Source organism: Foliimonas ilicis (assembly GCF_039939195.1).
GTDB classification, from domain to species: Bacteria; Pseudomonadota; Alphaproteobacteria; order Rhizobiales; family Rhizobiaceae; genus Foliimonas; species Foliimonas ilicis.
On sequence record NZ_JBDUUH010000016.1, the window covers coordinates 35,518 to 49,896 of the forward strand.

A 14,379-nucleotide genomic window follows, 5' to 3' on the forward strand; every position below is an offset into this window, starting at 1 on the left:
CGTACCATTACGAAACGCGGCGCTGTAACCTTGGTATAAGAGCTGCGACCAGACCAACGGATTGGAGCTGAACTGTTGCGGGAAGGTCCTCCCGGCTGAAAGGTTGGAGTTGTTTCCGTAGGTCATGGCTAAGCCGCTGCGACGCATATCAGAAAGGCGCTGAGAAACGGTGGCACGTGGATTGTGGTCGAGCCAATGGCCGGGGAGACGCTGGAGGACGATGTAAACCCGGTCGGACGGCTCTACTACTCGGCTTCGAAGATGATCTGCGTTCCCACCTCACTGGCACATGAAACGGGGCTCGCGCTTGGCGCTCAAGCGGGGGAGAAGCGGCTGTCCGAGGTGAGCCGCTCAGGACGCAAGATGATTAGCGTTGATGGCAAAGGTAGCTCCCAGTTTATCGAACATCAGTAACGGGACAAGTGCGATGTTGTAGGAAGCTGCCCCGACAAAGCGTCAACATACCACTTATTTGTTGACGTCCGCTCGTTATCACCAACACATCGCAACTCACCTCGTTGATGATCTGAGATGCGATGCTTCCAATAAGGGCGTGGGCAAAACGTGTTCTGCCGTGCGTACCTACAACGGCCAGATCGATGTTTCTTCATCTACCAAAACGCGAAGCAGGTGTCCTGCGTCGCCTCGGCGCGCAACAACTGTCACCTCCTCGACACCATTCCTGCCCAAGCGCTCAATAAAGCCTTCGCATCGCTGAATAGCCAACGCCTCTGCTTCAGTGTCATAGTTATCCCTATCATAGATAATGTCGCGGAAAGGAGGACGGAAAGCATGGAGCGTCAGCTTTTGCTGGGTGAACCAACAAAATTGTATTTGCAGGGCAGGCTCAGAAGCCTCCGACAGATCGGTCGCCACGATCATACGTCCTTCGGAATGCAAAAGCTTTTTTTTGACGACCAAAAGGGGAATTGGAGACCTTTGTGCAAACGCGGTCACGGTGCTTCCAACGATCGCTTGTCCGAGTGCACCGTTTCCAGCGATCCCTATTAAGACAAGGTCGGCCCGCTCTTTGGCTGCGGCATCACGCAGGATTTCCTGATGCTCGCCTTCTTCCACTCGGACTGAAGCGCAAGCTATCGATCGCTGTAAACTTCTCCTAAGCATGATGGCATTGCGCTGCGCGGCAATGCGTCGTGCCTTCAACGATGAAAGATCGTCCGTCACCATGACATTGTCGATGACGTGAACCGCAGTAAGGCTGGCGTCCCGCTGAAGCGCCAGTTGGACAGCGCGATCCTGTGCCCGATCAGTGCGAACACCAAAATCGGTCGCGAGCGATAGATGAGTGAGCTCACTATTTCATAATATGAAAACGAATTGATATTATGAAATTCCAGTTGACGGTTTTGAAAATTGATGTAGTTTCGCCCCCAGATTAAGGCGAGGAAACACAGTGAATACCAAACCGCAGCTGGAAGGCGCGGTGTCCCGAAAGAGTTCGGACGACACTGGCAGCACAATCGTACAGTCCGTCGATAGGGCTCTAGCTATTCTGGAAGTAATAGCTGCTGCGGGTGGTGTGGAAACGCTGAACAACATCAGCACTATATCTGGCCTGAACATATCTACCTGCCATCACCTTATTGCGACCTTGTCGAAACGGAGATATGTGGTGCGTGCTGAAGGGCGAGGCGCTTATGCACTCGGTCCCCAGATCCAGATGCTTGCGAGCGCCTTCAATAGCGATGAGGATCTGCTCCGTCGCGCAGAGCCTTGGATCGACAAGATCAACAAGATGACGGGTGAGACCGTGCATCTGGCGACAATCCAAGGTGATGATCTCGTAACGCTGGTTAAGCGGGACGCCCGTCACGCGGTTCGGGTGGACTCCGGAATGATAGGCAAATCCGCAGCCGCCCATGCGACCGCGACCGGCAAGGCAATGCTTGCCTTCCTTCCCCGGCAGGATGTTCGGCGACTCCTCGAAACCAAAGGCATGAAGGCCTTCACGCCGAAGACCATTGTCGATGCCGAAACCCTCTTTACCGAACTCGATTCTATTCGCGAGGCCGGATTTTCCATGGACCGGGAAGAATTCCAGCCGCATGTGGTCTGCGTCGGCGCTGCGATCATCGGGGCAGGCGGTATCGTCGTCGGTTCGCTGAGCGCTTCCACGCCGATAATGCGCGCCGACGAGGAACACCTTGACCTAATGCGCCAGGAAGTCGTAGCGGCGGCAAAAGAATTGTCGATGGATACGGGGGGCAAAGCGTGACCACTTCCCAACTGCCCATCCCCGTATCTGCAGACGAGTCTGTCAGTCCAAGCACGATCGATATGAAAACCAGACAAGACCACTACAAAGGTATGCGCGCCCGAGCGCGCGGCATTGCGGGCAGCGACGGCCTCGTGGCTGCACTGGAAACCGGTAGCCTGCCGGAAGTTCTCGACATCACGCTGTCCGAAGCCTTGATCCTTGGCCTTCTTAAGCAGGGCGTGCGCAAGTATTTTGCGATCTTCGGCCACGGTTCGACCGACTTCGGCGAAGTGCTTCGTATCTATGAGGAAGAAGGCGTTACCCGGACGTATAATTTCCGCAACGAAGTGGCGATGGCCCATGCCGCGACAGCCTTGCGCTGGCAATATGGCGAGATGCCAGCCGTGGTGACGTCGATAGGACCCGGTGCATTGCAGGCTATGGCAGGATCGCTCGCCGCTGCATCGAACGGCGTCGGCGTATACCACATCTATGGCGACGAGACGACCTTTGGCGAAGGCTACAACATGCAGCAGGTGCCGAAGGACGAGCAGGGCATCTTCGGAAACATGGCCGCGCTGATGGGACGCTCCTATGTGCTTCATACGCCCCAGGCTCTGCGTGATGCTCTGCGCCGCGGCTCCATCTGCGTCAATCATCCATATCGCGCCGGTCCGTTTTACCTGCTCGCACCGATCAATGTTCAGCCGGCGGTCGCCACGTTCAATATAGCGGCCTTTCCGGAGCAGCCGGACCTGCCGCGGGTTGCACCCGCCGACCAGCACGTCTACCGCCAGGCGGCCGATCTGATTGCCAAGGCACAGCGCGTCGTCATCAAGGCTGGCGGCGGGACGCGCGGGCATGACGCAGCGATTCGCCGTTTGGCGCTGGCGGCTGGCGCCGCCGTGGTCTTGTCACCGGGATCCAGCGGCGTGCTGCGCGATGATGACCCGCGCAACATGCATGTGGGCGGGTCCAAGGGCTCGATCAGCGGCAATTTCGCGATGACGGAGGCCGATCTCCTGATTTCCATCGGCTCTCGAGCCGTCTGTCAGGCGGATTGTTCCGGCATTGGCTATCCGAACGTCAAACATGTCATCAATATCAACGGCGACGTCGCGAATGCTCTCCATTACAATCGCACCCTGCCGCTGACTGGCGATATAGGCATCGTCGCCAACAGGCTCGCTGAACAATTGGAAACCGGTGATGCAAACGGTATGGCGTCGAAGCAGGCTTGGGCAGATGCCTGTGTTAGCAAAAAGGATGAATGGCTCGCCTTTCGCCACAAGCGATACGGTGCCGGTGGGATGGCCGATGCGGTATGGGTCGATGCGGTACTGACCCAGCCTTCTGCGATCAAGCTTGTGTGCGACTTTGCCAAGCGGATCGATGCGGCCAAAATATTCGATGCCGGTGATGTTCAGGCAAATGGTTTCCAGATTGTCGAGGACGATCGCAGCGGTGATACGTTCACAGAGACCGGTGCGTCCTATATGGGTTTTGCCGTTAGCGCATTGCTTGCTTCGGGTATTGCTGATGCGCCGCGCTATTCGATCGCCTTCACCGGTGATGGCTCTTTCATGATGAACCCTCAGGTTCTGATAGATGCGGTCGAGCACGGCGTGAAAGGCATGGTGGTGATCTTCGACAATCGTCGGATGGCCGCGATCAGTAGCCTCCAGAATGCTCAATACGGACACGACTTCAAAACGAACGATAGCGTTGCGGTCGACTACGCGGCGATGGCGGCCTCGGTTGAGGGTGTCTTTGCTTTGCACGCTGGCCGCACTGCCCAGTCACTGAAGGATGCGCTCGACAAGGCCTATCAGCATTCCGGGCTGTCGGTTCTTCATGTGCCGGTGTTCAGCGGTGAGGAGGCGCTGACCGGGCTTGGGGCCTGGGGCTCATGGAATGTCGGAAGCTGGGTTGACGATGTTCAATCCAGATGGGTGAAACAGAGTTTATAGAGCCAGGGCTCCCAAACTTTAAACGATGAAATGGCCGGAGATTTTGAGGGCGCGCTTCCTTGCGTGGGGCGCCCGCGGGAAAGCCGTGCCAGAAGGTGAGTGATTGTGATGAACCTTTACGGGGATTTTGGGCTGTTCATCGAAGGGCGGTGGTCTGCTTCGGCGTCCAACGCCACGCGTCCAGTCATCGATCCGGCGAACGAGAAGGTCATCGGCACTATCCCCGATGCCACCGAGGCTGATCTCGCCCGCGCGGTCGCTTCAGCTCAAGCCGGTTTCCGGACATGGAGAAAGGTTCAGCCCTGGGACCGCGCCAAGGCGCTGCGGTCTGTTGCCGACCTATTGCGTGACCGGATCGAGGATCTGGCGACCATCATGGTTGAGGAGACCGGCAAGCCGCGCGCCGAGGCGCTTGGCGAGTGGGGCGCAACGGCCGATCAATTCGAATGGCACGCCGAAGAGGCCAAACGGATCTATGGCCACACGCTGGAGGGCCGGCAGGCGGATGTGCGGTTGTCTGTCATTTTCCAGCCTGTCGGTGTCGTCGCTGCATTCTCAGCCTGGAATTTTCCGGCTCTGTTGCCCGCCCGCAAGATCGCGGCGGCGCTTGCGGCCGGCTGCTCCATCATCCTGAAGCCGGCGGGTGAGGCGCCAGGCAGCGCCATGGCTATCGTTAAAGCCTGCGCCGATGCAGGCATACCGGATGGGACTGTCAATCTTGTAACCGGCGATTCCGCCGCCATCTCGAAGTACCTGATTACATCGTCTGCTGTCGCCAAGATTTCATTGACCGGCTCGGTACCCGTCGGCAAGCAACTGATGCGGCTTGCCGCTGAAGGCATGAAGAAAGTGTCGATGGAACTCGGCGGGCACGCGCCGGTCATCGTCTTCGCTGACAGCAATCCGCAGGAAACAGCGATGGCTTGTGCCGCCGCCAAGTTCCGCAATGCCGGCCAGGTCTGCATTTCGCCAAGCCGCTTCTATGTGCATGAAAGCATCTACCAGCCGTTCGTCGATAGCTTCGTCGAATCCGCGCGCCGGCTGCAACTGGGGCACGGTCGCGAAACGGGCGTGACAATGGGGCCGATGGCGAGCCAACGGGGGCAGGGCGGGGCCAAGGATCTGGTGGCCGATGCGCTTACGCAGGGCGCCGAGCTCCTCTCCGGGGGGCGTGTTCCAGCGAAGTTCAATCACGGCTTCTTCTTCGAGCCGACGGTGCTCGGTCGCGTTCCCGACTGCGCGCGGATCATGCGCGATGAGCCCTTTGCGCCGATCGCGCCGATTGCGACCTTCACCGATTACGATGAGGTGATCGCCCGAGCCAATAACGTGCCGTTCGGTCTGGCGGGGTATGTGTTCTCGCGGGATCTGCGGCTGGCGACGAAAGCAGCCGAAGACCTCGAAACCGGAATGGTCGGGGTCAACGATCTTCTGCTTGCAACTGCCGAGGCGCCGTTTGGGGGCATCAAGGAAAGCGGTATGGGCCGCGAAGGCGGCATGCTCGGAATCCGCGATTATCTCGAAGCCAAATACATCAAGACGCGGCTGTGAGCCGCCATGCATCCCCTATGCCGGAAACCCTGCTATGACCGATGAACTGCTCGGCTTGAAAAACGGCCTCACAAATTACGGCGATCGCGACTTCTCGCTCTATCTGCGGCGGTCGTTTGCGCTGTCCATGGGTATGTCACGCTCACTGTTGCAAAAGCCGGTCGTGGGCATTGCCTATACGCCTAGCGGCTTCAACAACTGTCACCGTCATTTTCCCGAGCTTCTGGAGGCCGTTAAGCGTGGTGTCCTGGCTGCCGGCGCACTTCCGCTCGATTTTCCGACGGTTTCGCTCGGCGAAGGTTTCCTGACGCCGACGAGTCTGCGTTTTCGCAACCTGATGGCCATGGATACCGAAGAGATGATCCGCGCCCAGCCGATGGACGCCGTCGTGCTGATGGGCGGTTGTGACAAGACAGTACCTGCCCAGCTAATGGGTGCGCTTTCGGCCGATCTTCCCGCGATCCAGCTTGTGGGCGGGCCGATGATGACGGGACGATATCAAGGCGAGCGCCTCGGCGCTTGCACCGATTGCCGCCGTTTCTGGGGCCGATTCCGCGCGGGCGATATCGGTAAGACGGACATCGATGCGGTCGAAAGCAATCTCGCTATTACTTCCGGCACCTGTGCGGTTATGGGAACGGCATCGACGATGGCCTGCCTTGCCGAAGCGCTCGGCATGATGGTGCCGGGCAGTGCCGCCATTCCCGCCGTGCACGCCGATAGGCTCCGGGCGGCCGAGGAAACCGGCCGTCTCGCCGTAGCCTTGATCGGCTCTGGCAGGACGCCCAGCAAGATCATCACGAAAGAGTCGATGGAGAACGCCATGCGCATACTCCTGGCGCTCGGCGGCTCCACCAATGCCATTATTCACCTGACGGCGATCGCCGGTCGGGCCGGTATCGAGCTAACGCTCGACCGTTTGAACGAACTGTCCGAGACCACACCGGTTCTCGTCAATCTCAAGCCCGGTGGCACACACTATATGGAAGATTTCCATGCCGCAGGCGGCATGGGCGCCGTCCTTCGCGAACTGAAGCCCCTTCTGCACCTCGACTGCCTTACTGTCACTGGTGAGACGCTAAGACAGCGGCTCGAAGGGGAGGACAACTGGGTCGGCCGGGACGTCATCGCACCACTCGAAAAGCCGTTCGAACCGAAAGGTGGCCTCGTTGCTCTCTTCGGCAATCTCGCACCTGGCGGTGCGATCCTGAAACGCTCGGCCGCCGATAGCCGATTGTTCGAGAAGGAGGGGCGCGTGGTTGTCTTCTCCTCGCTGGAGGATCTCGCCAATAGAATCGACGATCCGGACCTCGACGTCACGGCCGATGATTTCCTGTTGTTGCAAAATGCTGGTCCGCACAGTCAATCCGGTATGCCGGAAGCGGGTTACCTGCCCATTCCCAAGAAGCTGGCAGCCCAAGGCGTCAAGGATATGGTGCGCATCTCGGACGCGCGCATGAGCGGTACGGCTTTCGGAACCATCGTTCTTCATGTGACACCCGATGCCGCGTCCGGCGGGCCGCTGGCGCTTGTGCAAAACGGCGATCGCATCAGGATTTCGGTGGAGGGTCGGTCCATAGAGCTTCTCGTCAGCGATCAGGAACTTGACCGCCGCCGCGCCGAAATGCCGGCAAAAGTGAGCCCAAGGCGACGCGGTTACGACAAGCTCTACGCCGAGCATGTGACCGGCGCCGATGCCGGCTGCGACTTCGATTTCATGCAGCAACTGCCGCAGGACAATGAACAACGCGATGTGTCGGGCAAAACGGCGAACGTTTGATTTCTAAGCTTCAAGGAGGACTATGAAATGACATCCCAAACCAGAAAAGCCGGTTTCGTTGGCATCGGCAACATCGGTACCCCGATGGTTCTGTCGCTCCTGCGCGGCGGCTTCGAGGTAGTTGTGCGCGATCTTCGTCGCGAGGCTGCCAAGGAGGTCCTGGGTGCCGGCGCCACATTTGCTGCGACCAACCAAGAATTGGCCGATTCCTGCGATCTGATCGGCGTGGCCGTCGTCAACGACGCGCAGACCCGTTCCTTGTTGCTTGGCGAGGACGGCTTGCTTGCTGCTATGAAGCCCGGCCAGATGTTGGTGCTCCATTCGACGATCCTACCTGCGACGGTCAAGGAAATGGGCGCGGAAGCTGCAAAGAAGGACGTTCAGCTCGTCGATGCGCAGCTCAGCGGCGGCGACCTTCGGGCCCGCAAAGGCGATCTCGCCTTTATGGTAGGCGGGACGGCTGACGAGTTCGAGCGAGCCAAGGTCTACCTCGAGCCGATGGCACGCCGGTCGGAGCACATGGGAGAGCTAGGCGCGGGCGCCGCGACCAAGATCGCCATTCAGATGATGACTTTCGGCAACTGGGTCGCCGCGATGGAATCGATGAAGCTCGCCGGTGCGCTCGGTCTCGACGAGAAGAAGCTTGCCGACTTTGCCATAGCGACGACTGCCGATTCCTGGGTTGCCCAGACCTGGGGCAACTACGACCGGCTCCTGCGTGAGCATCGTCTGAATGGCAGCGAGGATCTGTTCCGCCTGTTCGACAAGGATCTGTTCAACGCCGTGGCGCTCGGCCGAGAGATAGGTGTGCTTCTGCCGGCCACCGCAGTTGGCAGCCAAGTGCTGGCGCCGCTCGCCAAGGAACGTCTCGCCCGTCCCGTTTGAGGAAAAGGCTGAGCATCTGAAATTTGTTTTTGAAAGGTTAGGAAAATGACAGGCGTAGTGGTGCGCAAGGCGGCTATTTCCCGCGAATATGCGCAGAAAATGATCGATCGGGCTCTGGAGCGGGCGGCGGAACTCGAAAAGAACGTCTCCATCGCAGTGGTCGATGACGGCGGATATCTTATCGCCTTCACCCGTATGAACGCTGCCAATCCGTCGAGCGTCAAGATCGCAATCGACAAGGCCTTCACGGCGGCAACCACGCGGATTGCGACCCATAAATGGTTCGACATCATCGAGAACGATGCGCCACTGCGAGCCGGTGCTGCCATCGGTGTTGAGCGCCTGATCGTCTTCGGCGGTGGTCAGCCGATCCTGCACGATGGCCTTTGCGTCGGTGCTATCGGCGTCAGCGGCGGTCACTGGACTGGCGATACGGATATCGGAACGGCTGCTCTGGCGATCCTAGACGGTATCTAACCCTAACGCCGGTGCGAACGACACCGCCGCACCGGCCGGCATTATCTGCGAAGGAGGAGTCGCAATGTTTCGAACATCTTTTCACTCGGGGTTCCTGACGGATTGTACCGCCACCGAGGCAGTCCGCATGATCCGCGATCACGGATACGATGCCGCCGAACTCAATGCCGAGACATTGCCGTGGGCAAGAGGGCATATCGGCCCGGATACGTCGGCAAATACTCGCGCGGAGCTGGCTCGTCTCGGCCCCTTCTCGGCGATCAGCGCCCACAATTCCGACTTCGGGCTGACGGATGTGTCCCGACGCGAGGCTGCGGTCGACTGGACCTTGAAGCTTATCGAGCAGGCACCTGACTATGGCGTCGACATTGTCCACGTCATTCCCGGCAACGATGCCGATCTCGAAAGCCTCTACGCCTCCTTGTCTGCCGCGGCGGAAGCCGCTGAGAAGATTCGCGTGACGCTGGCGTTGGAACCGATCGTCGGCCAGCGAATCGGCACGACTGACGGTGCACTTGCCGCGATCCAGCGTGTTCCGGGCCTGAAGATCAATTTCGATCCCTCTCATCTCCAAGTGATGGAGCATGATATTCCCAATGCCATCTCCCGGCTCGGCGCGCATGCTTGCCATGTACATATCAAGGATGCGACTGGACATCCCGATGAATGGGCCTTCGTCAAGCTCGGGACCGGCGACATCGATTTCGTCGGGATGTTTGGAACGCTCGCGGCAAAAGACTTCGACGGCCATGTGTCGGTGGAACACGAAAGCCATTGGTTTTCCGATGACGACCGTCCTGTCAGCCAGGTTCTGAGCGAGAGCCTTGCCTTCATCCACGATGCCGTCAAGCGTGCGGGAGTGCGCTGACCATGGACTACACGCTTCAGTTCGACCTGACCGCAGAAGACTGGTTTCTCTTGCTCAACGGAGCATGGCGGACGATCGTTTTTTCGGTTGGTGGCATGATCGTCGGGCTCGCAATCGGCATTCTCTGTGCGATCTGGCGGGTCAGCGGCAATGTGGTTCTGAGGTCGGTCGCCGGCGTGTATGTCGAATTCATCCGTAATACGCCAATCCTTGTGCAGCTCTTCATCGTTTATTTCGGGCTGCCGACGCTGGGTATTCGCCTGTCGGCCGATACGGCCGCGATGATTGCACTGATCTTCAACTTCGGGGCCTATGCGACCGAAATCGTTCGTGCCGGCATCGAAGCTATACCGCGCGGCCAAATCGAGGCGGCGCAGTCGCTCGGCCTGTCGCGGTGGGAGATCTATCGTTATGTAGTGATCCTGCCGGCACTGGAGCGTGTCTATCCCTCTCTCGGCAGCCAGTTCACGCTGCTTATGCTGGGGACCAGCATCATCTCGGTGATAGGTGCCAGTGAATTAACGGCCGCGGCCAATTCGGTGCAGTCTCTGAACTTCCGAAGCTTCGAAGTCTATCTGATCGCTACGGGAATGTATCTCATTTTGACGCTCGGTTTCCGGATGCTTTTGTCCTTCGTGTCCGTGCTGCTCTTCCCCCGCCGGCGTGCCGTCGGCGTAGCCTCACAGCAGGTGGCATAAGATGCGTGAATTTGCTCTCATCGATCTTTGGCAGATGGTCCAGGCTGCGCAGTGGACTTTGATCCTCACCGTCATTGCGTTCGTGGGCGGCGGCTTTGTCGGGGTGTTCATCACGCTGATGCGGATTTCCCGCATCGCTGTCGTTCGGCGATTCGCCCAGCTCTATATCCTGGTGCTGCAGGGAACGCCGCTGCTTATGCAAATCTTTCTGGCCTATTTCGGCATGGCCCTTCTGGGCATCGATCTGCCGCCGATCATCTCCGCCGGCATTGCGCTAACCGCTTATGCCAGCGCTTTTTTCGGCGAGATTTGGCGTGGTGCAGTCGAGTCCATACCCAAACCGCAATGGGAAGGATCCGCATCGCTGGGTCTGAACCGCCTGGAGCAAATCCGCTACGTTATCGCGCCACAAGCGATCCGGATCGCTCTGCCGCCGACCGTCGGCTTTGCAGTGCAGATAGTTAAAAATACGTCGCTGGCGGCAATCATCGGGCTGACAGAAGTCACGCGTGTCGCCCAGTTCATCAACAACGTTCTCATCGACCCGATCACAATCTTCGGAACGGCGGCGGCGATTTATTTTGTCATCTGTTTTCCGCTGTCCATGCTCAGTCGCTATTTCGAGAGGAAAGTCCATGTCGATCGTTCAAGTGTCAAAAGTTTCTAAGAGTTACGGCGCGGTCGAGGTTCTCCACGACGTCTCTTTCGACGTGTCACGTGGCAGTGTTGTAGTGCTCATCGGCCGCAGCGGTTCGGGCAAGAGTACGATACTTCGCTGTATGAATGGCCTGGAGACCTTCAGCGCCGGCGAAATTAAGATCGCCGGTCACACGCTCAGCGAGACCGGCACGAACCTGCGGCTGTTGCGGCAGGACGTTGGCATCGTCTTCCAGCATTACAATCTCTTCCCGCATCTGACGGTCGAGAAGAACATCACGCTCGCGCTAAAGGTGGTGAAGAGCATACCCGGCGATGCTTGCCGCGAAATCGCCGAGCGGGTGCTGCATCAAGTCGGCCTTATCGACAAGATCGGTTCCTACCCGGAACAGCTTTCCGGCGGACAACAGCAGCGTGTCGCCATTGCCCGTTCGCTGGCCATGTCGCCAAAGGTGATGTTGTTCGACGAAGTGACATCGGCGCTCGATCCGGAATTGAAGGAAGAAGTTCTCAAAGTCGTCGAAAGTCTCGCGGAGCAGGGTATGACCATGCTGATGGTGACGCACGAAATGAACTTCGCCCGGCATGTCGCCGACAAGCTGATCTTCATGCAGGGCGGGCGCATCCATGAGGAAGGAGATGCCGCCGAGCTCTTCAAAAATCCGCGGACGCCGGAATTGCGTCAGTTCATCTCGAGCAGAGTGATCTGAAGGCATGTGCAGCAGAACCTAGTGAAGCAACAACCGAACCGCATCAAGCCTAAGACAAATTCAGGAGGAGGAATACAATGTCTATCGAGAAAGCAATGAAAACACTTTGCGTCACCGCAGCATTGATCATTGGACTAGCGGTAACTGCCGGCGCTCAGTCAGTTGAAGAGATCAAGGCGAGGGGTAAAATTCTCGTCGCCATGGACCTCGGCTCGCCACCGTATGCGTTCACAAACGCCGAACAGCAGCCGCAGGGCTCGGACATCGAAGCCGCACAATTGCTGGCGAAGGACATGGGCGTAGAGCTGGAAATCGTGCCGACAAATGGGCAGGGTCGGATCCCGGCGCTTTTGAGCAAGAAAGCCGATGTCGTGATCGCAACATTCAGCTACACCCCCGAACGAGCGAAGACTGTTGCTTTCTCCGATCCCTATTCCTTCACCCGCTCGGTGATATTCGCCGAGAAAGATTTACCCATCGCCAGCCTCGAGGATCTGGTTGGCAAGAAGACCGGCGTTGCGCGTGGTACGACGCCGGATCAGCAACTGGGCAAGCTTCTGCCAAGCGGCGCCGAAATCGTCCGCTATGACGACGATGCAACGACGATTGCTGCGCTCGCCTCGGGTCAGATCGATGCGCTCGGCACGGCTGACAACCGCTTCCTTACGTTGGAAGAGCGTTTTCCTGGGCGTTTTGAGATCAAGTACGAAGTTGACCAATACTACCTTGGTGTCGGCCTTCGTCTGGGTAATCCGGAACTTCTGGCTTGGCTGAACGCCTGGGTTGCCACCAATATGGACAACAATACTCTGCCAATGATCTACGAAAAATGGCTGAAGCAGCCTCTGCCGAAGCTGCCAAAACTCAGCGAGATCGGTCAGTGAGTTTCAGGCTTATCGAGGCACCGGCGACTTGTGAGCCGGTGCTTACAACCCGCTCTTGGCAAAAAGGCATCCACTTCGCGTCCGCTCGAAAGCCGTACTTGACTCAAGAATGCAAGAACCCCTTGAATGAGATCGGCGGAAATCGCGGAGTGCCGAGTGTGCTTTTCAAAAAGCAGTGAGTAATTTCAGCGGATTGTGATTCACTCGGATTACTGGGATTCGACGGAGATGATGCCCTGGACCGAAACCGCTCGGCTGCACTATGAACGGAGCTGCCCGCGCTATGCAAGCGACCTGATGGATGGGAGTTAACATTGTTCGGGTCCTTGATGCCGTCACCGAGTGGCATTTAGGCATCCGAGCAATACGGAGCTGCGCGAAGTGCTGATGCGCTTTTGTATATGGGCTCTTCGGGCGGCGCATGGCGCTTTTGCCGCCGTTCTCGATAGTGCGAAATACTTCTATCGCTAGCGTGACGATGGCCTGCAACTGTGGGCCGGTGACGGGAAGATTAATGAACTGTTAGGCAAACGTCTGCGGCGAGAAATCGCCGCGCCATTAAAGTCGCCGCTTCTCGACCCATGCGGCAAGGATTCGCTAGCTACTGTCGTGACCCGCCGTGAACATTGCCTGCGACAGAATGGGACTCGAAAGAGTAGGCGCCGCTATCTCGTTGTCAATGCCAGGATAGCATGGCTTCTCGCACGCGTTCGATCAATCGGCTGCTGGCGGTACTTGGTCGGTAGCCCGGTTTTGTGATGATAGCCATCTTCCGCCGCATACTCGGCTCAACAATCTCGAGAACGCGTACCTTTTCCCGCTGGCGGATTTCCTGCAGCGACGTTCGCGGCAGGATGGCGGCACCGAGACCGGCTTCCGCCATTGCGATGATGGTCGTCACTTGAATGAACTGATAGCGGCTGTTGAGCTCGACGCCGCATTCTGCTGCAGCGGTTTCGATCAGGCGGCGCATCGCAGTCGCCGACGTCGAGAGCAACAGAGGTAATTCGACGAGGTCCCGAAAGGAAATCCGCCTCCGGCCATCCGTGAGCGCGATGGGAACGACGGCGTAAAGCGATTCCTCCAGTATTATTTCATAGTCGAAGCGCTTTTCGTTCGATAGAGGTCCGAGTGCGAAATCGACTTCTCCGCCGTCCAGAGCATGCAGAAGGTCGCGTGATGTCAATTCCCTGACATTGACCGAGATCTCCGGATAGTCACGAACATAGCCCTCAAGGATGCTCGGGAGGTGCTCAGACGCAATACTGGAGGAACAGGCCAGAGAAACACGGCTGTTGCGAATATCGGCTGCTTCGCGAAGCCTGCGTATACCCAAACCCAGTTCGTTCAGCGCAAATTTTGCGCACTCAAGCAACTCTCGGCCTTCATCTGACAACTTGACCGTGCGCGTAGTGCGGTGAAATAGCACCACGCCGAGTTGCGCTTCCAAAGTCGCCACTTGCGAGCTGATAGCTGAGTGGGACCGGTTCAGGTGTGTTGCAGCGACCCGGAAGCTACCATGATCCGCCACGGTGAGAAACGCCTGCAACAACTTTAAGTTCACGCTTGCGATGGCCTCAACACTCATTCCACCTTCTCCCCTCATTGGTCGATTAAACGTCCAATCGGCAGGTTTTTCAAGTTTGTCCTTCCAAAGAAGGCGTCTTACTGTTCGAACAAC

Annotated in this window: 13 protein-coding genes and 2 pseudogenes; 12 read left to right on the plus strand and 3 right to left on the minus strand. The window is 58.1% G+C overall.

The window, feature by feature from the left end:
* Nucleotides 1–132 precede the first annotated feature (132 nt).
* Nucleotides 133–414 (plus strand): annotated as a pseudogene (locus ABFT80_RS25525) (hypothetical protein); the annotation flags it as partial.
* On the opposite strand, the gene ABFT80_RS28170 reads toward ABFT80_RS25525, so the two are convergent.
* Entirely contained in the window at nt 398–601 is a 204-nt protein-coding gene (locus ABFT80_RS28170) for a universal stress protein (RefSeq protein ID WP_455190011.1), read from the minus strand. The pseudogene ABFT80_RS25525 and the gene ABFT80_RS28170 sit on opposite strands and share 17 nt — an antisense overlap.
* Nucleotides 583–1,284 (minus strand): annotated as a pseudogene (locus tag ABFT80_RS25530) (universal stress protein); the annotation flags it as partial. The gene ABFT80_RS28170 and the pseudogene ABFT80_RS25530, both read right to left, overlap by 19 nt.
* Before the next feature lie 130 nt (nt 1,285–1,414).
* On the opposite strand from ABFT80_RS25530, the gene ABFT80_RS25535 reads away from it, so the two are divergent.
* From ABFT80_RS25535 to ABFT80_RS25585, 11 genes are all read left to right on the plus strand, one after another.
* Nucleotides 1,415–2,236, plus strand: coding sequence for an IclR family transcriptional regulator (locus tag ABFT80_RS25535; protein ID WP_347974769.1), 822 nt, complete (start codon nt 1,415–1,417; stop codon nt 2,234–2,236).
* Between the two features lie 62 nt (nt 2,237–2,298).
* Nucleotides 2,299–4,188, plus strand: coding sequence for a thiamine pyrophosphate-dependent enzyme (locus tag ABFT80_RS25540; RefSeq protein ID WP_347974770.1), 1,890 nt, complete (start codon nt 2,299–2,301; stop codon nt 4,186–4,188).
* A gap of 108 nt (nt 4,189–4,296) precedes the next feature.
* Entirely contained in the window at nt 4,297–5,739 is a 1,443-nt protein-coding gene (locus tag ABFT80_RS25545) for an NAD-dependent succinate-semialdehyde dehydrogenase (RefSeq protein WP_347974771.1), read from the plus strand.
* 34 nt (nt 5,740–5,773) lie between these two features.
* Complete coding sequence (locus tag ABFT80_RS25550; protein ID WP_347974772.1) at nt 5,774–7,519, plus strand: IlvD/Edd family dehydratase; 1,746 nt, start codon at nt 5,774–5,776, stop codon at nt 7,517–7,519.
* Nucleotides 7,520–7,546: 27 nt separating this feature from the next.
* Nucleotides 7,547–8,404, plus strand: coding sequence for an NAD(P)-dependent oxidoreductase (locus ABFT80_RS25555; protein ID WP_347974773.1), 858 nt, complete (start codon nt 7,547–7,549; stop codon nt 8,402–8,404).
* 45 nt (nt 8,405–8,449) lie between these two features.
* Nucleotides 8,450–8,881, plus strand: coding sequence for a GlcG/HbpS family heme-binding protein (locus ABFT80_RS25560; protein ID WP_347974774.1), 432 nt, complete (start codon nt 8,450–8,452; stop codon nt 8,879–8,881).
* Between the two features lie 64 nt (nt 8,882–8,945).
* The gene (locus tag ABFT80_RS25565; protein WP_347974775.1) at nt 8,946–9,749 is read left to right on the plus strand and encodes a sugar phosphate isomerase/epimerase family protein; all 804 of its coding nucleotides are present in this window, start codon (nt 8,946–8,948) and stop codon (nt 9,747–9,749) included.
* 2 nt (nt 9,750–9,751) lie between these two features.
* A complete protein-coding gene (locus tag ABFT80_RS25570) occupies nt 9,752–10,447 on the plus strand; it encodes an amino acid ABC transporter permease (RefSeq protein ID WP_347974776.1) in 696 nt (231 codons plus the stop codon).
* Between the two features lies 1 nt (nt 10,448).
* Entirely contained in the window at nt 10,449–11,114 is a 666-nt protein-coding gene (locus ABFT80_RS25575; protein WP_347974777.1) for an amino acid ABC transporter permease, read from the plus strand.
* The gene (locus tag ABFT80_RS25580; RefSeq protein WP_347974778.1) at nt 11,083–11,814 is read left to right on the plus strand and encodes an amino acid ABC transporter ATP-binding protein; all 732 of its coding nucleotides are present in this window, start codon (nt 11,083–11,085) and stop codon (nt 11,812–11,814) included. The genes ABFT80_RS25575 and ABFT80_RS25580 overlap by 32 nt, the downstream gene beginning before the upstream one ends.
* Nucleotides 11,815–11,891: 77 nt before the next feature.
* Complete coding sequence (locus ABFT80_RS25585) at nt 11,892–12,698, plus strand: transporter substrate-binding domain-containing protein (protein ID WP_347974779.1); 807 nt, start codon at nt 11,892–11,894, stop codon at nt 12,696–12,698.
* A 676-nt stretch (nt 12,699–13,374) separates the two neighbouring features.
* Here the strand turns inward: ABFT80_RS25585 and ABFT80_RS25590 are convergent.
* On the minus strand, nt 13,375–14,286 hold the full coding sequence (locus tag ABFT80_RS25590) for a LysR family transcriptional regulator (protein ID WP_347974780.1): 912 nt from the start codon (nt 14,284–14,286) through the stop codon (nt 13,375–13,377).
* Between the last annotated feature and the right edge of the window lie 93 nt (nt 14,287–14,379).

Bases quoted from the DNA above. Each gene is read 5' to 3' on its own strand.
- ABFT80_RS25540 (WP_347974770.1), top strand. From the start codon at position 2,299: ATGAAAACCAGACAAGACCACTACAAAGGTATGCGCGCCCGAGCGCGC.
- ABFT80_RS25545 (WP_347974771.1), top strand. From the start codon at position 4,297: ATGAACCTTTACGGGGATTTTGGGCTGTTCATCGAAGGGCGGTGGTCT.
- ABFT80_RS25550 (WP_347974772.1), top strand. From the start codon at position 5,774: ATGACCGATGAACTGCTCGGCTTGAAAAACGGCCTCACAAATTACGGC.
- ABFT80_RS25555 (WP_347974773.1), top strand. From the start codon at position 7,547: ATGACATCCCAAACCAGAAAAGCCGGTTTCGTTGGCATCGGCAACATC.
- ABFT80_RS25560 (WP_347974774.1), top strand. From the start codon at position 8,450: ATGACAGGCGTAGTGGTGCGCAAGGCGGCTATTTCCCGCGAATATGCG.
- ABFT80_RS25565 (WP_347974775.1), top strand. From the start codon at position 8,946: ATGTTTCGAACATCTTTTCACTCGGGGTTCCTGACGGATTGTACCGCC.
- ABFT80_RS25570 (WP_347974776.1), top strand. From the start codon at position 9,752: ATGGACTACACGCTTCAGTTCGACCTGACCGCAGAAGACTGGTTTCTC.
- ABFT80_RS25575 (WP_347974777.1), top strand. From the start codon at position 10,449: ATGCGTGAATTTGCTCTCATCGATCTTTGGCAGATGGTCCAGGCTGCG.
- ABFT80_RS25580 (WP_347974778.1), top strand. From the start codon at position 11,083: ATGTCGATCGTTCAAGTGTCAAAAGTTTCTAAGAGTTACGGCGCGGTC.
- ABFT80_RS25585 (WP_347974779.1), top strand. From the start codon at position 11,892: ATGTCTATCGAGAAAGCAATGAAAACACTTTGCGTCACCGCAGCATTG.
- ABFT80_RS25590 (WP_347974780.1), bottom strand. From the start codon at position 14,286: ATGAGTGTTGAGGCCATCGCAAGCGTGAACTTAAAGTTGTTGCAGGCG.